The 22150-nt window shown below is 65.5% G+C and carries 19 protein-coding genes; 9 read left to right on the top strand and 10 right to left on the bottom strand.

Going from position 1 to position 22150, the window contains the following annotated elements; genetic code table 11:
• Positions 1 to 35 precede the first annotated feature (35 nt).
• From BUB09_RS16335 to BUB09_RS16325, 3 genes are read right to left on the bottom strand one after another with little or no spacing between them, the layout of a single operon-like run.
• A complete protein-coding gene (locus tag BUB09_RS16335) occupies positions 36 to 1298 on the bottom strand; it encodes a DEAD/DEAH box helicase (protein ID WP_072899516.1) in 1263 nt (420 codons plus the stop codon).
• 13 nt (positions 1299 to 1311) lie between these two features.
• Entirely contained in the window at positions 1312 to 1932 is a 621-nt protein-coding gene (locus BUB09_RS16330; protein WP_072899514.1) for a class I SAM-dependent methyltransferase, read from the bottom strand.
• Entirely contained in the window at positions 1929 to 2906 is a 978-nt protein-coding gene (locus tag BUB09_RS16325; RefSeq protein ID WP_072899546.1) for a VTT domain-containing protein, read from the bottom strand. The genes BUB09_RS16330 and BUB09_RS16325 overlap by 4 nt, the downstream gene beginning before the upstream one ends.
• Positions 2907 to 3071: 165 nt before the next feature.
• Between BUB09_RS16325 and BUB09_RS16320 the strand changes: the two genes are divergently transcribed.
• Positions 3072 to 4031 (top strand): beta-ketoacyl-ACP synthase III, encoded by a 960-nt coding sequence (locus BUB09_RS16320; RefSeq protein WP_072899512.1) that lies wholly within the window; start codon positions 3072 to 3074, stop codon positions 4029 to 4031.
• Between the two features lie 79 nt (positions 4032 to 4110).
• Positions 4111 to 4647: an RDD family protein gene (locus tag BUB09_RS16315; RefSeq protein ID WP_072899510.1), complete on the top strand. Its 537-nt coding sequence runs from the start codon at positions 4111 to 4113 to the stop codon at positions 4645 to 4647.
• An 18-nt stretch (positions 4648 to 4665) separates the two neighbouring features.
• Here the strand turns inward: BUB09_RS16315 and lptG are convergent, their stop codons facing one another.
• Both lptG and lptF read right to left on the bottom strand, forming a co-directional pair.
• Positions 4666 to 5727, bottom strand: coding sequence for an LPS export ABC transporter permease LptG (lptG, locus tag BUB09_RS16310; RefSeq protein WP_072899544.1), 1062 nt, complete (start codon positions 5725 to 5727; stop codon positions 4666 to 4668).
• Positions 5724 to 6845: an LPS export ABC transporter permease LptF gene (lptF, locus tag BUB09_RS16305; protein ID WP_072899508.1), complete on the bottom strand. Its 1122-nt coding sequence runs from the start codon at positions 6843 to 6845 to the stop codon at positions 5724 to 5726. The genes lptG and lptF overlap by 4 nt, the downstream gene beginning before the upstream one ends.
• A 270-nt stretch (positions 6846 to 7115) precedes the next feature.
• Here lptF and BUB09_RS16300 point away from each other — a divergent pair, with 270 nt between their 5' ends.
• From BUB09_RS16300 to BUB09_RS16285, 4 genes are all read left to right on the top strand, one after another.
• Entirely contained in the window at positions 7116 to 8627 is a 1512-nt protein-coding gene (locus BUB09_RS16300) for a leucyl aminopeptidase (RefSeq protein ID WP_072899506.1), read from the top strand.
• 19 nt (positions 8628 to 8646) lie between these two features.
• Positions 8647 to 9084, top strand: coding sequence for a DNA polymerase III subunit chi (locus BUB09_RS16295; protein ID WP_072899504.1), 438 nt, complete (start codon positions 8647 to 8649; stop codon positions 9082 to 9084).
• Between the two features lie 68 nt (positions 9085 to 9152).
• Complete coding sequence (locus BUB09_RS16290) at positions 9153 to 12053, top strand: valine--tRNA ligase (protein WP_072899502.1); 2901 nt, start codon at positions 9153 to 9155, stop codon at positions 12051 to 12053.
• A 10-nt stretch (positions 12054 to 12063) separates the two neighbouring features.
• Complete coding sequence (locus BUB09_RS16285; RefSeq protein ID WP_072899500.1) at positions 12064 to 12498, top strand: FxsA family protein; 435 nt, start codon at positions 12064 to 12066, stop codon at positions 12496 to 12498.
• Positions 12499 to 12503: 5 nt separating this feature from the next.
• Here BUB09_RS16285 and BUB09_RS16280 read toward each other — a convergent pair whose 3' ends face one another.
• Both BUB09_RS16280 and BUB09_RS16275 read right to left on the bottom strand, forming a co-directional pair.
• Positions 12504 to 13688: a GGDEF domain-containing protein gene (locus tag BUB09_RS16280; protein ID WP_072899498.1), complete on the bottom strand. Its 1185-nt coding sequence runs from the start codon at positions 13686 to 13688 to the stop codon at positions 12504 to 12506.
• Positions 13689 to 13866: 178 nt separating this feature from the next.
• Positions 13867 to 15345, bottom strand: a complete 1479-nt coding sequence (locus tag BUB09_RS16275) for a DUF3336 domain-containing protein (protein ID WP_072899496.1) — start codon at positions 15343 to 15345, stop codon at positions 13867 to 13869.
• A 274-nt stretch (positions 15346 to 15619) separates the two neighbouring features.
• Here BUB09_RS16275 and BUB09_RS16270 point away from each other — a divergent pair, with 274 nt between their 5' ends.
• The 3 genes from BUB09_RS16270 (at position 15620) to BUB09_RS16260 (ending at position 19519) form a co-directional block, all read left to right on the top strand.
• On the top strand, positions 15620 to 16531 hold the full coding sequence (locus BUB09_RS16270) for an AAA family ATPase (protein WP_072899494.1): 912 nt from the start codon (positions 15620 to 15622) through the stop codon (positions 16529 to 16531).
• A 64-nt stretch (positions 16532 to 16595) separates the two neighbouring features.
• Positions 16596 to 17522: a DUF58 domain-containing protein gene (locus tag BUB09_RS16265; RefSeq protein ID WP_175550233.1), complete on the top strand. Its 927-nt coding sequence runs from the start codon at positions 16596 to 16598 to the stop codon at positions 17520 to 17522.
• Positions 17519 to 19519 carry a transglutaminase TgpA family protein gene (locus tag BUB09_RS16260; RefSeq protein ID WP_072899492.1) on the top strand — a complete coding sequence of 667 codons (2001 nt, stop codon included), beginning with the start codon at positions 17519 to 17521 and terminating at the stop codon, positions 19517 to 19519. The genes BUB09_RS16265 and BUB09_RS16260 overlap by 4 nt, the downstream gene beginning before the upstream one ends.
• Before the next feature lie 33 nt (positions 19520 to 19552).
• Here BUB09_RS16260 and BUB09_RS16255 read toward each other — a convergent pair whose 3' ends face one another.
• From BUB09_RS16255 to BUB09_RS16245, 3 genes are read right to left on the bottom strand one after another with little or no spacing between them, the layout of a single operon-like run.
• Positions 19553 to 20797 (bottom strand): MFS transporter, encoded by a 1245-nt coding sequence (locus tag BUB09_RS16255; protein ID WP_072899490.1) that lies wholly within the window; start codon positions 20795 to 20797, stop codon positions 19553 to 19555.
• Positions 20797 to 21297, bottom strand: coding sequence for a ribosomal protein S18-alanine N-acetyltransferase (rimI, locus tag BUB09_RS16250; protein ID WP_072899487.1), 501 nt, complete (start codon positions 21295 to 21297; stop codon positions 20797 to 20799). Before rimI ends, BUB09_RS16255 begins: the two co-directional genes overlap by 1 nt.
• A complete protein-coding gene (locus tag BUB09_RS16245; protein ID WP_072899485.1) occupies positions 21294 to 22112 on the bottom strand; it encodes a uracil-DNA glycosylase in 819 nt (272 codons plus the stop codon). Before BUB09_RS16245 ends, rimI begins: the two co-directional genes overlap by 4 nt.
• Positions 22113 to 22150: the final 38 nt, after the last annotated feature.

Here is a 22150-nt window from a genome sequence, read left to right as displayed (position 1 = left end):
CGGCCCCGCAACGGAGCCGGCCTTCGTCGACGCTTTCAACCCTCGGATTTTCCAGCAGCAGCGGCGGCAGCGCGCAGCTTGTCCTTCTTGCTGGGCCGCTTGCCCTTGATGCCGCCGCCGGTCGATGCAACCGGCGCTGGCGCCGCGGTTTCGCGCGGCTCGAAGCCCGCGATGACTTCACGCGGCAAGCGCAGCTGATTGCGCTTCTCGATCAAGCGGAAATGGGCCTCGGTCGCGGCGCTGACGAAGCTGATCGCAAGGCCAGACTCGCCGGCCCGACCGGTGCGTCCGATCCGGTGAACGTAGTCATCGGCGCTGCGCGGCAGATCGTAATTGACCACCACCGGTAACTGCGGGATGTCGAGGCCGCGAGCGGCGACATCGGTGGCGACGACGATTTGCAAGGCTTGGGAATTCAGGTCGGCCAGCGCGTTCGTGCGTTTGCGCTGACTCAATTCGCCATGAAACGGCGCGGCCTTGATGCCGACATGGCACAGACGCCACGCCAGTTGCTCGGCTTCGTGCTGCGTGGCGACGAACACCAGCGCCCGCGTCCAGCCCCCATCATGAATCAAGCGCGTCAGCAGGTCGCCACGACGCGACGCATCGACGTGAATCGTGCGCTGCACGATCGCCGGCACATCAGCGGTCCGCGCACTGGCCACGTCGATCCGTGTCGGGTTCATTAGTAGTTGATCGGCCAGCGCCAGCACCTCATCGGCGAACGTCGCCGAAAACAGCAGGCTTTGGCGGAACGCCGGCAAGCGCGACAGGATGCGGCGCAGTTCGTCGGCAAAGCCCAGGTCGAGCAGCCGGTCGGCCTCGTCCAGCACCAGCATCTGCACATCGTCGAGCTTGAGCGCGTTGCGATCGAGCAAGTCGAGCAAGCGGCCGGGCGTGGCGATGACGACGTCGGCGCCCCCGCGCAAATCCATCATCTGCGGATTGACCGAAATTCCGCCATAGGCAATCACGGTCTTGATCGGCTGCGGTAGCGTGCGCGCGATCGCTTGCACGAGTTCGCCGATCTGCACCGCCAGTTCACGGGTGGGCGCCAGCATCAGCGCACGCAGCCGGCGCGGGGTCTCGCTGCGCGCCGATGTGAGCCGCTGCAGCAGCGGCAGCACGTAAGCCGCCGTCTTGCCGCTACCGGTCTGGGCGCGGCCCAGCACATCCTGGCCGCGCAATACGGCCGGGATCGCAGCAACCTGGATCGCGGTGGGGACGATCAATCCCCGGATGCCGGCGGCGCGGGTCAATGCCGGCGACAGGCCCAAGTCGGCAAACGTTCCGGTCATCGGCCGCACCGGTTCATGCGGTAGCCCGGGCCGTACCGCGATAGACGTACATCATCGGCTTGGGACCCGGCAGATAGCGCTGTTCGCAATCATCGATCGCGAACCCACCCAGGCGCAGCATTGCCGGCACGTCCCGGTTCAAGTGGCAGCCGCCCGCCAACGGCTTCCATAGCGGCGTCAGCCGGTCCTGCCAACGGCGTACAGAGGCCTCGGGCGCGGTACCGTGCTCGCAGAACAGCAACTGCCCGCCCGGCTTGAGTACGCGGCGCATCTCGGCCAACGCGGCCACGGCATCCGGGATCGTGCACAGCGTGAACGTGCTGACGACGGTATCGAAACTGGCGTCATCGGCCTGGATCGTCTCGGCGCCGAGCGTCAGCGGCTTGACCGGGATGCCGATCGCGTCGGCACGCTGCAGGGCCAGGCGGTGCATGCCGGCGCTGGGATCGAGCGCGTGAATGCACTGCACTTGACTGGCATCGTAGTAGCGGAAGTTCAGACCGGTACCCGCACCCACTTCCAGTACGTTGCCGCGCGCCAGCGGGATCAGCGCCGCACGCTGCTCCATGACGCGGCCCAGGCCGCAGACGCAGTCGATTAAATGCGGCAGGACGAAACGGTCGTAAAGACTCATCGGGGGTCTGTCTCCTTGTGTGTTGTATAGGGTTGCAGCGGCTCGCCTGCCTGCCGCCATGCGTCGATACCGCCCAGAAGCGGACGCACGTCATCAAACCCGAGACGGCGCATCCGCTGCGCCACCCGTGCCGCCGATATCTCGTTGGGACACGAGCAATAGAGCACCACGGTCTGCGACCGCAGCAGCCCGACGCCGTCGCGCTCCAATCGGTCGATATCGAGCGTGAGAGCCCCGGGAATGCAGTACGGATCGAGGCGGCGATGCTCGTCGCTGCGCACGTCGACGATCAGCGGTCGCGCGGCGTCACTGGCTGCGGCGGCGATCCGCGCGGCCAGGTCCGCCACCGACATGCGGCTGATCGCCAACTCACGCAGCAGGCGCCGCCGGCGCAGCCAGCGAAATCCGACGAACACGCCCAGCGTAACCGCGACGGCAGCGCCGATACCCAGGCCGAACTCGTGCAGGCCGGACATCAGCAGGTCGATCTGCCCCGCGAACAGCACGCCCAGAAGCAAGCCGCTGACGATCCACAACGCGGCGCCGGCCGCATCGTGGGCCGCAAAGCGTGAAAACGGCACGCGGGCGGTACCGGACATCGGCACTGACACCACCGAAAGGCCCGGGACGAAGCGCGCCACCAGCAAGATGCGCACGCCGCGCCTCTGAAAGAACGATTCCGTTCGACGCACGCAGCTGTCGCGCGACAGGCTCATCCGGCATAGCAGGCTCAGGACACGATGGCCGTAGCGCCGTCCGGCCCAGTACCAAAGCGAGTCGCCGGCGATCGCACCGGCCCAGGCGCCGCCGAAGCTGAGCGCGGCCGATACGACCGGCTGAGCGCTACCCACGATGACGCTGCCGGCGTAGATCAGCGCCGGCAGCGTCGGTACCGGGAGTCCGACCGCGGCGCCGAACACGAACAGCGCGGCCAGAACCGGTCCGAGCGTCTGCGGGTCGAGTTGGTTGAGCATCGACGCGGATTCTACGCGCGCCCGACGCCGCGCCGGCGGCCACGACCATACGGTGTGCATTTGTAATGCACGCGCCGCCCATCCAAACTGTATTGAGAAAAAGCGTATTCACCCTCTCCGCAGACCCCGGTCCACCAGGGCAACCCGACCATCCGACCCTGATCAATGGCTTATTCGAGAATTGCCGGTACGGGCAGCTATTTGCCCGAGCAGCGCCTGACCAATCAGCAGCTGGCGAAGACGGTCGACACCACCGACGAATGGATCTTTGAGCGCACTGGCATCCGTGCCCGGCACATCGCCGCCGCGGAGCAGCAAACCAGCGACCTGGCGCTGCATGCAGCCCAGCGCGCGATGGAAGCGGCGGGCGTCACAGCCGCCGACATCGACCTGATCGTCGTGGCCACCTCGACGCCGGACATGATCTTTCCGTCGACTGCCTGCCTGCTGCAGGCCAAGCTCGGCGTCACGCGCGGCGCCGCATTCGACGTGCAAGCCGTCTGCAGCGGCTTCATCTACGCGCTGGCCACGGCCGACAAGTTCGTATCCACCGGCTCGGCGCGTTGCGCACTGGTGATCGGCGCTGAAACGTTTTCGCGGATTCTGGACTGGACCGACCGGCGTACCTGCGTGCTGTTCGGTGACGGGGCCGGCGCCGTCGTGCTGACCGCGTCCGACCAGCCGGGCGTGCTGTCGTCGCACTTGCACAGCGACGGCCGGCACAGCGGCATCCTGCGCGTGCCGGGCGGCGTCCAGAACGGCAAGGTTGTCGGCAATCCTTTCGTCGAAATGAACGGCCAGGCGGTCTACAAGCAAGCGGTGCGCGTACTCGGCGAGGTCACGCAGGAAGCGCTGTCGGCGCACGGCCTGACCGGCGCCGACCTCGACTGGATGGTCCCGCATCAAGCCAACATCCGCATCATCATGTCGACGGCCGAGAAGCTCGGACTCAAGCCGGAACAGGTGGTGACCACCGTCCACGAGCACGGCAACACCTCGGCCGCGTCGATCCCGCTGGCGCTGGATACCGCAGTCCGCGACGGGCGCATCCAGCGCGGTCACAACGTGATCTTCGAAGCCGTCGGCGGCGGCCTGACCTGGGGCGCGGTGCTGGTGCGCTGGTAGCGACGCGGGTCGCGCACCGCGCCGCGGAATCGCCGAGACTACGCGCCCCGCCCGTCTCCGGGCCCCGTCTGCCGAAGCCATGTCGCTGAACCTGCCTGCGCCGATCTGGCGCCGTATCGCCGCCTCCGTCTACGACGCGCTGCTGCTGTTGGCGCTCTGGATGGTCGCCGCCCTGATCGACACCGTGGTCCGCGACGCGCTGGGCTTGCCGCGTACCCGGCTGGCCTTCCAGGTGATGCTGTTCCTGCTCGGCATGGGTTTCTTTGGCTGGTTCTGGACCCATGGCGGCCAGACGCTCGGCATGCGCGTGTGGCGGCTGCGCGTGCGGCGCGTCGACGGCGCGGACCTGCGCTGGCCGATCGCCTGCCTGCGCTACGGCCTGATGCTGGTGACCTGGTTTGCGCTGCTGCTGCCGGGCCTGCTGCGGATGCCCAGCGCGGCGGGCTATGCACACGCGTCGACGCTGAGCGCGATCTGCCTGGCCTGGGTGCTGTGCGCGCTGCTGATGATGGCGCTGGACCCGCGCCGCCGCGCGCCCTGCGACTGGGTCGCACGCACCGAGGTCATCGTCGAGCCGCGGGACGATAGCGCCAGCCGAGCCGCCGAGGCTGGCTGAGGCGCCGTCGTTGGGGCTTTAGATGGCCCGGCGCAAGCGCAGCCAGCCGATCATGCCGAGCGCGGCCGTCGGCGCCGATGCTGCCAGCAGCGGCGGCCAGCCGAACAACTGGCCAAAGTCCGCAGTAACTTCGTTGACGACGTAGAAGCCGACGCCGACCAGCACGCCGATCATCAGGCGCAGACCGGCGCCGCTGTTGCGCAGCGACCCGAATACGAACGGCACGGCGAACATCATCATCGCCATCACGGTCAGCGGCTCCACCGCTTTGCGCCACAGCGTCAGCCGCTGTTCGCTGCTGTCCAGGCCGTTGTCGTCCAGATACGCAATCAGCTGCATCAGGCCGTTGGTCGACAGGCTCTTGGCCTGCAGCACGAACAGCCTCAGCACCTGCGGTGACAATCCGCCGGTCAACTCGAAGTGCGGCAACTGCTCGACGCGCGCGCTGTCCTCGGCGAACTCGGTGCGGACGACACCGCTCAAATCCCAGCGACCATCCCGATATCGACCGTCCTGAGCGGTGGTCACCGCCCGCAGACGCAGCTCGTCGTCGATCGAATAGATCACGGCGTCGCCGATGTGATCCTCGGCGATCAAGCGACGGATGTTGAAGATGTCGTTGCCGTTCTTCAGCCACACCGGGCGCGACTGGGCACCTTCGACACCGTAGCGCGCCTGCGTCTTGTAGCGCTCGGCCGACTGCTGGCCCAGCGGCGCAATCCATTCGCCAATCGTCCAGCCCAGCAAGCCCAGCAGGGCGCCGGCGATCAACGCGGCACGGCCGATCCGCAGATTCGACACACCGGCCGCACGGATCGCCGTGATCTCGCCGGTTCCCGCCATATTGCCCAAGCCCATCAGCGTGCCGAGCATCGCGATGATCGGCAGCAGGATGTGCAAACCGGCCGGCATGTTCAGCAGCGTGTAGACGGCCAACTCCTTGACCCCGTACTCGCCCTTGCCGGTGCCGCCAAGATCGGCGACGAAGCTGGTGAACGTGTAGATCGCCACCAGCGCCAGCGCCACGACGCCGGTCAGCGCCAGGATGTTGCGGATGATGTAGCGGTCGAGCCGGTTCATGCGCGTCCCGCGCTGCCAGCTGTCATCGTCGGCGCCAGCGGCCGACGCTGCCACCAGTTCAGTCGCGCTCCGATCAGATACAGCGCCGCACCGAGCACGATCGCATGGACCCACCACAAGCCGACCGCTTCGGGAATCTTGCCCTTGCCGATCCAGTTCTGGCCGATGCCGAGCAGATTGGAATAGAACAGATACACGACCATACCCAGCACCACTTTGCCGTAGCGGCCCTGGCGTGGCCCGACATGCGACAACGGCACCGCCAGCAGCGTCAGCAGGAACACCGACAGCGGCGCGGCGATGCGCCAGTGCAACTCGGCCCGGTCTTGCAGATCGTCGGAGCGCCACAGATCGCGGGTGCTCATCAGCTTGCGCTTGCCGCCGGTGTAGATGAATTCCGGCGGCGTCACTCGGGTCGTGAATTCGTCGAAGCGCAGGATGTCGTAGCTCGGCGCGCCGGGCCGGCCGTCAAAGCGCCAGCCGCCATACAAGCTGATCTCGCGGTCGCCGGTCTCCGTGTTCAGCCGCTGCCGCCCCTCGCTGGCGACGATGACCGACACGCCCTGGTCGGTTTCGATCTGGGCAAAGACCGACGTGAGCTTCTCGCGGTCCTTGTCCATCTCGCTGGTGTAGAAAACGGCGCGACCGTCGGCCACGCTCTTGAACCGCCCCGGCTCGAACGGCAGGTACTGGATCAGACGCCGCGCATCCTTGACGACGTAGTCCGCCGTGCGGCCGGCCCAGGGACCGATCTGGAACGCCAGCAGCGCCGTAAACACCGACAGCAGCAAACCCAGCGTCAGAAACGGCCGGTACAGCCGGAACAGGCTGACGCCGCAGCCGGTCATCGCGGCGATCTCGTTGTCCTTGTACAGCCGGCCCAGCGACAGCATCAGCCCCAGCAACAGCGACACCGGAACCAGAATCACCAGGTATTGCAGGCTCGACAAGCCGACGATCTTGAACAGCAGATCGCGCGGCAACTCGCCCGCTGCCGCATCTCCGAGCAAGCTGGCAAAGCGCGTCGACAGCATGATCAGCAGCAGCACCAGCGTGACGGCAAACCAGCTGGTGGCCGCATCGCGCAGCAGGTATCGGTCGAGGGTGGTGCCATTCATGAGCGGCCGATTATGCGTCGAGACGACGGCTTTTGCCCCGTACGCCTCCGAACTTGGGAGCGGCGGCGCAAATCGCTACACTGCGCGACACGAAAAAGGCCATGTTCCGGCCTGCACGGCACGGGTCCCAGGATAGGGCCTGGCTTGACCGGTTTTCGCAGCAGAACCGGGGCCTGATCAGGGCCGATCATTCAATACCGCGCAATCCGGTACGCCTCCACTCCGCGCCAGTCTGGCCGCAGGCACCGGCATAAAACACCCGAGGATTCGATGGAATATTTCGTCAAGAGCGGCAATCCAGAAAAGCAACGCGTTTCCTGCGTCATCGTCGGTATCTTCGACCGCCGCACGCTGAGCGAGTCAGCCGGCGTCATCGACGGCGTCAGCGACGGCGCGATCGCCGCCGTCATGCGGCGCGGCGACATGGATGGCAAGCTCGGCCAGACGCTGGTGCTGCACAACGTTCCGGGCACGTTTGCCGACCGCGTGATGCTGGTGGGCTTGGGCCGCGAGCGCAGCTTTGACGAGACCGCCTTCCGCAAAGTCAACGCCTCGGCAGCCAAGGCGCTGCGTGCCACCGGCTCGATCGACGCGGTCAGCTATCTGACCCACCTGCCGGTCAAGGGCCACGACTTCCACTGGAATGTGCAGCAGGCGGCGATGGTCGTCGAGGAAACCTTCTATCGCTTCGACGATTGCCGTGGTGAAAAGGCGCGCGAGGAATTGCCCACCTACAAGCTCGAGCGCCTGACCTACGACGTGCCGCGCCGCAGCGATCTGCCTGCCGGCGAGCGCGGCCTGGTCGAAGCGCTCGCGATCAGCAAGGGTGTCGCGGTCGCCAAGACGCTCGGCAACCTGCCGGGCAACATCTGCACGCCGACCTATCTGGCGCAGAGCGCCGAACAGATCGGCACCACGCATGGCTTCAAGGTCAAGGTGCTCGACGAACCCGAGATGCGCAAGCTCGGCATGGGCTCGTTCCTGTCGGTGGCGCGCGGCAGCCGCCAGCCGCCGAAGCTGATCGTCATGGAATACATGAAGGGCCCCAAGGGCGAACGGCCGATCGCGCTGGTCGGCAAGGGCCTGACGTTCGACGCGGGCGGCATCAGCCTCAAGCCCGGCGACCGCATGGACGAAATGAAGTTCGACATGTGCGGCGGCGCCGCGGTGATCGGCGCGTTCCGCGCGCTGGCCGAACTGCAACTGCCGATCAACGTCGTTGGCGTGATCGCTGCCAGCGAGAACCTGCCCGACGGCGCCGCCAACAAGCCGGGCGACGTCGTCACCAGCATGGCCGGCATCACGATCGAAATCCTCAATACCGATGCCGAGGGCCGGCTGATTCTGTGCGATGCGCTGACCTACACCGAGCAGACCTATGACCCTGCGGTGTGCATCGACATGGCGACGCTGACCGGCGCCATCGTCGTCGCGCTGGGCGGTTATCCGACCGGACTGTTCGCCAACGCACCCGGTCTGGCGCGCTCGCTGACGCAGGCTGGCGAGCAGATCGGCGACCGCGTCTGGGAGATGCCGCTGTGGCCCGAATACGAGGACCATATCCGCAGCGAATGCGCCGATATCGCGAATATCGCCACGGTCGGCGGCCGCGATGGCGGCGCGATCATCGGTGCCAGCTTTCTGCACAAGTTCACCAAGAAGATGAAGTGGGCGCACTTGGACATCGCCGGCACCGCGTGGAAAGGCAAGCGCAGTACCGGTCGACCGGTGCCGCTGATCGTGCAGTACCTGCTCAACGCGGCGGCCAAGCACCACGACTGATGCCGCAAGCGGCCGCACGATGACCCGCATCGATTTCTACATCCTGCCCGACGGCACCGACACGACCGGCGACGCGGTAATGACCGTGTGCCGGCTGTGCGACAAGGCGGTCGCCACCGGCGCACGCGTCTACTTGCGCGTGCCTGACGCGACAATGGCCGACGATATCGACGGGGCGCTGTGGAGCTTCCGGCAAGGCGGGTTCATCGCGCACGAGCGTTACAGCGGTACACGCTGCGACGACCCTCAGCCGGCGGTACTGATCGGTGATCTCGAACCGCCCGACACGCACCACGGCATCCTGCTGAATCTGGGCGCCGACGTACCCGCCTACTTCAGCCGCTTCGAGCGCGTGCTGGAGATCGTACCGGCCAGCGCCGCCGATCGGGCCAGCTCGCGGCAGCGCTACAAGTTCTACCGCGATCGCGGTTACGAACTGAACACCAATAACCTGTAACCCCTGCAGCCGCGCCGCTGGCGCCGGCTGATCGTCCCAGCATCCCAGAGCCTCACATGCAAACCCCGATGGACAAGACTTTCGAAGCTGGCGCCACCGAAGCCCACTGGGCTGATTACTGGGAGCGCAGCGGCTGCTACACGCCCAGCGGCGTCGGCGAGCCCTACTCGATCATGATCCCGCCGCCGAACGTGACCGGCACGCTGCACATGGGTCATGCGTTCCAGCATACGGTGATGGACGCGTTGATCCGCTACCACCGGATGCGCGGCTACGACACCTTGTGGCAGCCCGGCACCGATCACGCGGGCATCGCGACGCAAATGGTCGTCGAACGCAATCTCAAGCTCGCCGGCGAGCCGTCGCGAACCGAGCTAGGACGCGAGCGCTTCCTCGACAAGGTCTGGGAATGGAAGCGCTATTCCGGCGGCACGATCGAGTCGCAGATTCGCCGCATGGGCAGCTCGGTCGACTGGAGCCGCAATGCCTTCACGATGGACCCGGCCTATTCGCGCGCGGTGATCGAGCATTTCGTCAAGCTGCATGACGACGGCCTGATCTATCGCGGCAAGCGGCTGGTCAACTGGGACCCGGTACTGCAGACCGCGATCAGCGATCTGGAAGTCGTCAGCGAAGAAGAGAACGGCAAGCTGTGGCACTTCCGCTATCCGTTGGCCGACGGCAGCGGCCATCTGACCGTGGCAACGACGCGCCCTGAAACGATGCTCGGCGACACGGCCGTCGCCGTGCATCCAGAAGACGAGCGCTACGCCGCACTGGTCGGCAAGTTCATCAAGCTGCCGCTGACGGACCGCCTGATCCCGATCGTCGCCGACGACTACGTCGACCGCGAATTCGGCACCGGCTGCGTCAAGATCACACCGGCGCACGACTTCAACGACTACGCGCTGGGCCAGCGCCACGGGCTGCCGCTGATCAACGTGCTGACGTCGACGGCGACGATCAATGACGACATGCCCGAGCCCTATCGCGGACTCGACCGCTTCGTTGCCCGCAAGAAGGTCGTCGCCGATCTCGATGCACTGGGCTTGGTCGACAAGATCGACGACCACAAGCTCAAAGTACCGCGCGGCGACCGCAGCGGCGCGGTCGTCGAGCCTTTTCTGACCGACCAGTGGTTCGTCGATCTGACGCGTGAGACGCGCCATGACGGTAAGCCGGGCCCCGGTGGCCTAAAGGCGATCACGCAGCCGGCGCTGGATGCGTTCACGCAGGGCAAGATCAAGTTCGTTCCGGAAAACTGGATCAACACCTACAACCAGTGGCTGCACAACATCCAGGACTGGTGCATCAGCCGCCAGCTGTGGTGGGGCCATCGGATTCCGGCCTGGTACAACGCAGCCGGCGACGTGTTCGTCGCGCGCACGCCGTATGACGCGTTCATACAAGCCACCGGAGCACAAGGCGAGTTCCAGCTGCTGAGCATGCTCAAGGTCGCCAGTGACGACAGCACCGATGCAATCAACGAAAAGCTGCGCAGCGCCGACGCCGAGCGCTTCTGCCTGACGCAGGACAACGACGTGTTCGACACTTGGTTCTCGTCCGACATCTGGCCGATGGCCACGCTCGGCTGGCCGGACAAGACCGAGGCGCTGAAGAAGTACTACCCGAGCAGCGTGCTGGTCACCGGCTTCGACATCATCTTCTTCTGGGTGGCGCGGATGGTGATGATGGGGCGCTACTTCATGAACGGAGAAGTGCCGTTCCGCGAGGTCTACATCACCGGCCTGGTGCGTGACCCCGAAGGCAACAAGATGAGCAAGTCCAAGGGCAACGTGCTTGATCCGCTCGACGTGATCGACGGCATCACGCTCGACGCCCTGGTGGCCAAGCGCACCACCGGGCTGATGAAGCCCGAGACGGCGCCGAAGATCGAAGCCAAGACGCGCAAGGATTACCCGAAGGGTATCGACGCCGTCGGCGTGGACGCGCTGCGCTTCACGTTCGCTGCGCTGGCGACGCAAGGGCGCGACGTGCGCTTCGATGCGGCGCGGGCCTCGGGGTATCGCAACTTCTGCAACAAGATCTGGAACGCGGCGCGTTACGTGCTGCTCAGCTGCGACGGCCAGGACACCGGCCTGGACGAAACGCTGCCGGTGAGCTTGTCCACGGCCGACCGCTGGATCATTTCGCGACTGCAGCGCGTCGAGCAGGAAGCCGCCGAACATTTCCGCAGCTATCGCTTCGACCTGCTGGCCAGTGCGCTCTACCAGTTCGTCTGGAACGAGTACTGCGACTGGTATCTGGAGCTGAGCAAGCCGGCCTTGCAGAACGGTGACGCCGCGCAGCAACGCGGCACGCGACGCACGCTGCTGCGCGTACTCGAAAGCGCGCTGCGGCTGCTGCATCCGATCATGCCGTTCATCACCGAAGAAGTCTGGCAGCGGGTCGCGCCGCTGGCCGGCGTTGGCGGCGACAGCATCATGCGTCGTCCCTACCCGGTCGCTGACACGACCCGGATCGACGACGCTGCCGAAGCCGATATCGAATGGCTCAAGGCGCTGATCCTCGGGGTGCGTCAGATTCGCGGCGAGATGGACATTGCACCGGGCAAAGTGTTGCCGCTGTTGCTTCAAAACGCGGGTGCCGAAGACCTGGCGCGCTTGCAGCGCCAGAGCGGCAGCATTGAGTTCCTGGCGCGCGTCGAAGCGCCGCGCGTGCTGGCGGCCGATGACGAAGCGCCGCAGTCGGCCACGGCACTGCTCGGCGCGATGAAGCTGCTGGTGCCGATGGCCGGGTTGATCGACAAGGACGCGGAGCTGGCGCGCTTGAACAAGCGGATCGCGGCACTCGAAGGTGACTTGGTCAAGACGCAGACCCGCGTCGACAACCCGAACTTCGCCAAAGCACCGGAAGCCGTGCAGCAACAGGCGCGCGATCTGCTCGCCAAGCAGCAACAGGATCTGGTCGCGCTGCGCGAGCAGTGCCTGCGTATCGCCGCACTCTGAGCGATCGTCGATGCCCGCCTTGATCGTGATGCTGCTATGGATCGGCAGTGAGGCTTGGCTGATCAGCCGCGCGATCGAATACGTCGGCGGCGGCTGGGTACTGTTCTGGCTGCTGGCGGCCGCGATCGGTGGCGTGCTGTTGATCCATCGTCAGGGTGTGCGCACGCTGGCCGAACTGCGTGCCGCCACATCACGCGGCGAGTTGCCCGCACCGGTGTTGATCGAAGGCTTGGTCGTGATCATGGCCGGGCTGCTGCTGATGGCGCCCGGGCTCGTTTCGGATGCTGTGGCGCTAACCTTGCTGATGTTCGGTCTGCGCAAGCGTCTGGCGCAGCGCATTGTTGCGGGACTCGCCAAGGCCAGGCCCGACCTCAAGCACCCGGTCACGCTGGAAGGCGAATATCGTCGTCGTGGCGATTCAGGTGTGACCCAGCGGCGCGACTGACGCCGTCACTTCCACTGCGCGCTGCCGTCGCGATGCTCGTAGTAGCCGTGCGCAACTGCCTGGTTACGCCCCTGGCGCTTGGCCTGGTACAGCAACTCATCGGCATATCGCAGCAAGGTCACCGGCGTAACGCCGTCGCGCGGGCGTAGCCAGGTGACGCCCACACTGGCGGTGATGGGCACCGTCACACCGCTACCCGGCTCCCGCAGTTCGAGCCGATGCACCGCTTCGAGCAAGCGTTCGGCGATGTCCGGAATCTGCGATTCGTCAATGTCGTACCACAAGATCGCGATCTCTTCTCCGCCGAAACGGACCCGCAGATCGAGTGGGCGACGCGCAAACTCGGTTCTGATCAAGCGCCCGACCGAGTGCAGCACTTCATCGCCGAACAGATGGCCGTACGTGTCGTTGACCGACTTGAAGTGATCGATGTCAAACAGCAGCACAGCGACGCAACGCTGATCACGGCGCGCCTGCGCCAGCCGACTGGCGAAGACACGGTTGAACTCGGCGCGCGTCGACAGGCCGGTCAGAGGGTCGGTGCGCGCCAGCGCATCAGCATAGCGGTGGTTGATCCAGGCGACCCGCGAGATCAGTTCGTGTCCATAGACGCCGAGAATCACGATCAGCCCCATGAACGCCAGCGAGAACACTTCCACCGCCGACCGTCGATTCCAGCCCTGGAGCTCCAACTGCATCACCGCCGCGACGACGAAACAGAACAAGGCGCCGACCGCCATCCGGCGCCATCGGTAACCACCGAAGATTGAAGAGGAGGCGACGATCAAACTGATGACTTCGGGCGGCCAATCCATCAAGCCGAGCAGCGACAGGTAGCGCAGGTACAGCGCGCCCCAGGCCGTGGCGATCACGCTGACCGCCTGATACCGCTGGGTCAAGCCAGCCGCATGCGAGCGGAACGTCGCCCAGGCGGTCGTGAACAACAGCAGGCCCATCGCCGTGGTCCCCAGTGCCAGCCAGGGGACGATGCTCGGGTCCGGGGCAAACAGCAGGTTGCCGTAGAACGGCGCCAGCGCGATCGCGATGCCCTGAATCGCGAACGTCAGCGTACGACCGATGCGGTGGCGGCGGCGCTGGGTGTCGCGGAACTTGGCCTCAAGCTCGGCCGGAAAGGCTTGGCCGTATGAGCGCCGTGCTCTGATGGTTTCGAGTTGTGACAACTCGCTCATGCGCGAATTTCGCCCGTCGCCGGCCTGGCGAGTATCCGAAGTTCCGTTTCGGACTGAAGAGACGTTTACCTGACAGTGGGTTCATTCTAGCCAAGGTCCCTGTCTCAACTTGATGACAGCCGCTCAACGCCTGTGGTCAAAACTGCCTAAGCCGAATAAACCGGATGAGCGCGAGGCGTCAGCGTCTCGGCATCGACAACCCACCGGTACGATCCCGCACGACCTTCAGCGCGACGCCCTGCAGCTTGCGCCGTTGCTGGCCGCTGCCGGCGGTTTCGACCTGCTCCAGGCAGCGCTCGAGCGTCATGCTGATCGCGGTCTGCGTGCGGATCATCTCGACGCGCGCCCAAGCGGCACGCTCACCTTCGAGCAAGAAGCGCCGGACGCTGTCGAGCGTCGGGTTGCTGGTGACCTGGATGTAACGCCACAAACTGGCTTCGGGGAAGATGTTGATGTTGCCCCGATAGTCCTGGTCGAGCACGCTGGTCGCCACGTCGAGCGGACGATGCAGGCGCTTGATCGGCAGATTGGCGCGCGCAAAGTTCAGCAGGCTGGTCGCCTGCGAGCGCACCGTGGAATACGCATAGTCCCGGGCCGAATTGCGCAAGCCGCGGGTACCGGGCTCGCGCTCGGACACGAACGGCAGCACGTGCGGATTGGTCTGGCTGACGATGAAGTGATTGACGTTGTGCAAGCGGCGCAGGCGCAGCATCGGCAGGTCGGACTTCAGCGAGCCGTCATTCCATCGCAACAGCGGCATGTACGGCGTGCGGTTGCCGGTCTCGTCGCTGCTCATCAGCATCACCGGCGGGAACAGCACCGGCACCGCACAACTCGCCAGTACCGCCTCGCGAATGTACAGGTAAGGGAACGTCAGATGGTTCAGCAGCTTGGGCTGCTGATTGACGCCGGCCGGCGATACCGTGATGTTGATTGCCCGACCCGATAGCTTGTAAGCCTCTTCGAAGGTCAGATCGCGGATGTTCTTCGAGATCGCGCGGCGCAACTGCGTCTGGTCCATCACCGAGCCGCGCTTGAGCATCTGCCGCAGCGGCAGCACGCGCCAAAAGTGGTAGTACGCGTTGGTCGGGTCGAGCAACTCTTCCAGATCATCGGCACGCCGGCTGCCGACAGTGGCGGCGACGATCGAACCGGCACTGGAGCCCGACATCACTTCGGGCAACACACCCTCGCGATACAACGCACGAACCACGCCGACATGGAACAGCCCCAGCGTCGCGCCGCCCGACAGCATCAGGGCCGAGCGGCCATAGCTCAATGCCACATCGTGAAAGAACTTGTGCTTGTCGTTCTGCGAAAACTCGGGGATGTCGGTCGCCGCCAGTTCGTTGAGCGCGTCGCAGACCTCGCTGACATAGTCGCTGATCAGCTTCTTGGTCCCGATACGCGCGACCTTGTACAACGCGCTGTTGCCGATGTTGCCGAGGTTCCAGTGCAGGCCCTGCCGCAAGTGGTGGACCAGCTTGAGCGTCTGGCCTTCGGCGCGAAACGAGCGGATCTGCCGCAGACGGCTGCGGATCAAACGCCAGTCGTAATGGTCCGAGGCTTCCTCTGCCTTCCAGTCGTCGAGCCCGTCGAGCCGATCGAGTTCCAGCGCTGCCTCGCTCCAGGTCTTGTAGTCCGAAGCTCGATGCATGACAGCTTCGACAGCGCTTACATCGTGATCCACTGGACGTCCTCGTTTGGCAGCGGGCTGCATCGTGTCGCACTCCACTTGGCTGTCGCAAGCGGGTATCGGCCGATTCTCGGTACAGCGGATACCACTAGGGTCATTTTCACTATGCAACGAACCACGCGGCGATGAACGGCTCCGTATGGGTCACGACCGGCGGCTGCCAGCCGGACATCTTTGTCGCACACTGGACAACATCACGGACGCCCGCTCACACGCCACCAACCGGCCCCAACTTATGCACCCGCTGATACGCCCCACTCTCGACGCGCTGTCATCGATCGTGCTCGGCAAGGACCTGTCGCTGCGCTTGGCACTAACCTGCCTGCTGGCGCGCGGACATCTGTTGGTCGAGGACATTCCCGGCGTCGGCAAGACGACGCTGGCACTTGCGTTGGCCAGGGTGCTTGGCCTGCACTTCCAGCGGCTGCAGTTCACCAGCGACCTGATGCCGGCCGATATCATCGGCGTGGCGATCTTCGACGCTGCCAGCAGCAGCTTTCGCTTTCACGAAGGGCCGCTGTTCACCCAACTATTGCTCGCCGACGAGATCAATCGCGCCAGCCCCAAGACGCAGTCGGCGCTGCTTGAAGCGATGGAAGAGCGACAGGTCAGCGCGGAAGGTTCGACGCGTTGTCTACCACAGCCATTTTTTGTTGTCGCCACACAGAACCCGCATTCGCAGATCGGCGTGTTTCCACTACCGGAATCGCAGCTCGACCGCTTCCTGATGCGCATCTCGATGGGTTATCCGTCGCCGCAAGCGGAGCGCGCGCTGCTGATCGAACCAGAGCGGCGCGATCTGTTGCAAGACTTGCCGGCGACGCTGGACCCGCCGACCTTGATCGATCTGCAGGCACAAGTCCGCACTGTGCACACGTCGCCGGCGCTGATCGATTATTTGATCGCGCTGTTGCAGTACACGCGCGAACACCGGGCCTTGCGCCACGGCTTGTCGCCGCGCGCTGGTTTGGCATTGGCGCATGCGGCACAGGCCTGGGCGCTGATCGACGGTCGCCGCTCGGCTCTGCCTGAAGACGTGCAAGCGGTGTTCGCCGCCGTGGCCGGCCATCGACTGGTCGCGTCGGGCGATCGCGGCGACAGCGCGCCGACCGCGGCCGACATCCTTCATGCCGTCGCGATCCCCTGAATCCTTGGCGCTGATGCGGCGGCGGTGGGCGATATGGCGGATCAGGCCAAGAATCGACGCCTGGGTGCTGCGTCGCGTCAGGCCCGAAGCCGAAGCCGTTATCAGCCGTCGCCGCGTCTATATCGTGCCGACGCGCTTTGGCTTCGGATTCGCGGTGATGACGATCGTGATGCTGCTGGGAGCGACCAACTACTCCAACAGCATGGCGTTCCTGCTCGGCTTTCTGATCGCTGCACTTGGCCTGGTCTGCATGCACCACACCCATGCCAACCTGCTGAACGTGCGCGTACGCGCCGGGCGCACGGCCGCCGTCCATGCCGGCGATACGTTGCGATTCGAGATCGTGCTCGACAATCCGACGCAGAAGACGCGCTACGACTTGCAGTTGTCACGACATCGACGACCGGTGGTGGCGGTACATGACGTGACGGCAGGCGTGCCAATCCGCGCCAGTCTGGCCGTCGCTGCGACACGGCGCGGCTGGCAGCGCAATACGATGTTCCGGATCTCGACCGAATTTCCACTGGGCTTGTTCTATGCGTGGACACTGATCGAACTCGACCAAGTGGCACTGGTGTATCCGCGCGCGGCTGATGCAGCGTCCTCACCCCCTTCGGCTGGCAACAACGCCGGCGAACTGACCCGCAACAGCGACGGCCACGATGAGTTTGACGGTCTGCGCGCTTATCGCCCCGGCGATTCACCGCGGCGATTGCACTGGAAGAGCTTGGGCAAGCGTCAGCCGCCGAGCGTGCGCGTGTTCAGCGATACCGCATCGCCCGAGCGCTGGCTCGATTGGGACGCACTGCCCGGCCTGGATACCGAACAGCGGCTGTCGCAGCTGACGCGCTGGGTGCTCGATGCCGAGGCGGCACAGCAACGCTACGGGCTGCGCTTGCCGTCGCAACGGATCGACCTCGACCGCGGCGAGGTGCACCAGCAGCGCTGCCTATCGGCGCTGGCGCTGTACGGAACGAATCCGACGCGATGAAGCCCGAACGTCTGCCTGACCTGCTATCTCGGACCAGTCTGCTGCGGCTGCTCGCGGTCATGTTGCTGGTGATTTCACCGCATCTGCTGCGACTGCCGGCCTGGGAATCGGCACTGGTGCTGTCGATTGCAGCGTGGCGCGGCGCGGCAGCCATCCGGCAGTGGCCAATGCCGCATGCGTTGCTGAAGATCGCGTTGACGATGGCGATCTTCGCGGGCGTCTATGCTAGCTACGGCCGCGTCTGGGGACAGAATGCGGGCGTCGCGCTGCTGGTGGTGATGCTGGCCCTGAAGCTGACCGAACTGCGCGAACGCCGCGACGTGATGGTCACCGTGTTCCTGCTGTACTTCCTGCTGGTAACGCACTTCTTGTACTCGCAGGCGCCGTGGACGGTGCTGTATCTGTTGCTGTCGACGGTCGCGATCACGGCGGTGCTGATCGACGTTCATCACGCCGGCCACGCCCGACCGCTGCCGATGACCTTGCGCCTGTCGGCCCAGATGCTGTTGCAAAGCCTGCCGCTGATGCTGCTGATGTTCGTGCTGTTTCCACGGCTGCCAGGACCGCTGTGGACGCTGCCGGACGACGCCGGCGGCGCAAGGTCGGGGCTCAGCGACACGATGACGCCGGGCGACATCGGCCGCTTGGCGCTCAGTGAGGAGATCGCGTTTCGCGTTCGCTTCAACGGTGCGGTACCTGCACCGAGCGATCGCTATTGGCGAGGGCCGCTGCTGACCGAGTACGACGGCCTGACCTGGCATGCGGACCGGCGTCACGCGCACGCCCCTACGCCGGACATCAAGCTGCAGGGTCCGCGCTACGACTACGAGATCACGCTGGAGCCCACCCGCGCTCATTGGCTGTTCGCGCTCGACATGCCGTCGCTGCCATCGCTACCCGAGGGAACACGACTTGGCAGCGACTATCAGTGGCTCGCCAATGAACCGGTACGAGAGCTGCGCCGTTATCGCTTCCAAGCTCAGCTGCAATACCAGCTGCAGCTCGACCTGCCGCTGGCGTTACGTCGACTGCAGCTGGCGTATCCGGTCGATGGCAACCCGCGAGCCCAGGCGCTCGCGCGCGCATGGCGCGCGCAGTCGCGCAGCGACGAAGAACTGGTGCAGCGGGCATTGCGCCATTTCCACGACGAGCCCTATTCGTACACGCTGCAGCCGGGTGCGCAGCGCGCCGATGCGCGCAGCCGCATCGACGAGTTCTTGTTCGAGTCGCGCCGCGGCTACTGCGAGCATTACGCCGGCGCATTCACCTATTTGATGCGCGTCGCCGGCATACCGGCACGCGTGGTCACCGGCTATCTCGGCGGCGAGCCCAACCCGTTTGGCGACTGGTACGTCGTCGGTCAGTCCGATGCGCACGCTTGGAGCGAAGTCTGGCTCGCCGGGCAGGGATGGGTCCGCGTTGATCCGACGTCGGCCGTCGCACCCGAACGAATCGACCGCAGCGTGACCACCGCCCGCGCACGCCGCACCAATAGCCGCAGCGCGGCGCTCGGCACGCTGGACTGGCCGGCATTGCGCTATCGAGTCGAAGCGACCTGGGACTGGGTTGACGCGCAATGGAACGGGCTGGTCCTCGGTTACGGCACCGAGCGACAGCGCGAACTGCTCGGGCGCATCGGTCTGGGCGACTGGCAGTCGATGCTGCTGGCGCTGACCGGCAGCGTCACGCTGCTGCTGACCGTCATCGGCATCGTCTTGATGCGCCGCGCCGCGCCCGCTGCCATCGATCCGGCGGTGCGCCTATGGCAACGCGGCATTGCGCCGCTGGCGCGCTATGGCCTAAGCCAGCGATCCGATGAGGGCGCGCGCGACTTTATCGAGCGTGCACAGCAGCAGCGCCCGGAACTCGCTGATGCATTGACCACGCTGCTTCGCGCCTACGTCGACCTGCGCTACGAAGCAGAGCCGGGACCGGACGCCCTGGCACGGCTGCGCAAGGCCAGTCGCTGGTCGCCGCCACGTCGCCGCCCGCGCTAAGCGTCAGCGCGTTGCGCCCGCAGCCTGCGCCATTCAGGTCTTGGGTGCGGGCACACGCGACAGCAACAGCATGCCGCCGACGAAGAACAGCACCAGAATCAGGATCGACAAGCGCGCATCGCCGGTCACCAGCTTGGTGACGCCGACTGCGATCGGCCCGAGCACCGCGGCGAACTTGCCGAGCATGTTGTAGAAGCCGAAGAACTCACCGGACTTGCCGGCCGGTATCAGCCGCGCGTAGTACGAACGCGACAGCGCTTGCACGCCGCCTTGTACCAGGCCAATCGCCGCCGCCATCAAATAGAACTGCGTGACGTTTTCCAGCAGGTAGGCGTAGCAGGTGACGGCGATGTAGACCGTCAGCGCCAGATATAGGCCGCGCTTGGTACCCAGCTTACCCGCGATCCAGCCGAATCCGATCGCTGCCGGGAAGCCGATGAACTGCACCATCAGCAGCGCCGTGATCAGACTCGACGACGCAAAGCCCAGCGTCAGTCCGTAATCGACCGCCATCCGGATCACGGTGTCGACGCCGTCGATGTAGAGCCAATACGCCAGCAGAAACATCCACACTGGCCGGAGCTGACCCAGTTCGACGAGCGTGCTGCGCAGCTGCCGCAAGCCCGCCACCAGGTCGGCGACGGCGCCGTTGGTGCGCACCCGTGCTTCCGGCACGTTGCGCAGCAGCGGGATCGCAAACACGGCCCACCAAATCGCCACCAGCAAGAACGACACGCGCGTCGCCGATGCCGCATCGGCCAGACCGAACAGCGCCGGCTTGAGGACCATGGCCACGTTCAGCGCAAACAAGCTGCCGCCGCCGAGATAACCCAGCCCGTAGCCGAGCGACGAAACACGGTCCATCTGGTCATCGTCAGCGACGTTGACGATCAGCGAGTCGTAGAAGCTGGTACCTGCCTGGAAGCCGATCGAGCCGAGCGTGAACAGCACGGTCGCGGCCATCCACTGTCCTTGCCCGACCCAGTAGAACGCCGCCGTCGACAAGATGCCGACCGCACTGAACATGGCAAGAAAGCGCTTCTTCAGGCCGCCGCGATCCGCGATGCTGCCGAGCAGCGGCGCCAGCAACACCACGACCAAGCTCGATACCGAACTGGCAACCCCGAGCCAGAACGTGCGCGTACCCGAGTCCAGCGTGCTGGCCCAGTATTGTTCGAAAAAAATCGGGAACAGCCCGGCGATGACGGTCGTCGCAAACGCGCTGTTACCCCAGTCGTACAGGGCCCACGAGTATTGGCGACGTCGTTCGAGCGTCATCAGGGCACGACCGGAGATAACAGCGACAACGACAGCACCAACGCATCCTCTCCGCCGCTGGCGGACCGGTAGTAGTTGCGCCGCGTTCCGATCTGCGCAAAGCCATACGCGGCATATAGCGCCCGCGCTGATGTATTCGACGGCCGCACTTCGAGGAACATCGACTCCATCGCCGCAGCGCGAGCCACGGCCAGCAGATGATCGAGTAGTTGCCGCGCCAGACCGCGCCGGCGATGCTCAGGCGCGACGCAGATGTTCAGCAACTGCGCCTCGCCGACGGCCATGCTCATCAGCGCATAGCCAAGCAAGGGCGCTGCGACGTCAGGACCGCCGGCCGGATCGAGCAGCACCCAGGCGCTATAGCCGGCATGCAGCGAGTCGCGGAAGTTGGCCTCGCTCCACGGATAGTCGTAGGCACGACGTTCCAGCTCGAAAACGGCCGGCAAGTACGACTCGCCCATCGGCAACAGACGCGGGCGCTGCTCGACGGCGACCGTCATCCGGCGTCGTGCTGCTGCAGCAACTGATGAATCCGCTTCAGATCCTGCCAGCTCTTGGCTTTTTCGCGCGGACTGCGCAGCAGATAGGCCGGGTGGTAGGTGATGAACACCGGCGTGCGCGTCGGCCCGTACTCGAACAGCGGCCCGCGCAGCTTCGACAGCGGCTCATCGGTGTGCAGCAGGCGCTGCGCCGCGGTCCGGCCAAGGCCGACGATCAACTTGGGCTTGATCAACTCGATCTGGCGATCGAGATACGGGCGGCACGCTTCGACTTCGTCAGCCTCGGGGTCACGGTTGCCCGGCGGACGGCATTTGACGACGTTGGCGATGTAGGTGTTCTTGCTGCGACTGCGGCCGATCGACAGCAACATCTGGTCGAGCAGCTTGCCAGCGCGACCCACGAAGGGCTCCCCTTGCGCATCTTCATCGGCGCCCGGCCCCTCGCCGACCACCAACAGCGGCGCGTCTTCGACGCCGACGCCGAACACGGTCTGCGTACGCGTTGCGCACAGCTTGCAGTGCTGGCAGTCCCGCACCCTGTCGCGCAATCCAACCCAGTCACGCGGCACGTCGATGGGAGTCGCCGCCGTGATCACCGGGGGCGCAGCCGGGGCCACAGGCAGCGGCAGCGTCGCGGGAATCTTGGCTCGTGGCGGCATCGGCTCGATCGGTCGTGGAACAGCGGCTTCGGCAGCGACCGCAGTGGCGGTCGTTGCAACGACCCGCTCTGCGGGCGCAGCCGACGGGGCATCGCGACGCACGTAGTGCTCGATGCCCAGTGCCTTCAGATACGAGCGGCGGCGTGCGGGGTCCATGCGCCGATTGTACGGGCCGGCAGGCTTTGGGCGCGACG

This window comes from Hydrocarboniphaga daqingensis (assembly GCF_900129825.1).
Classification (GTDB): Bacteria; Pseudomonadota; Gammaproteobacteria; order Nevskiales; family Nevskiaceae; genus Hydrocarboniphaga; species Hydrocarboniphaga daqingensis.
Note: the sequence above shows the minus strand (reverse complement) of the source record. Positions and strands in the feature narration are given on the sequence as shown.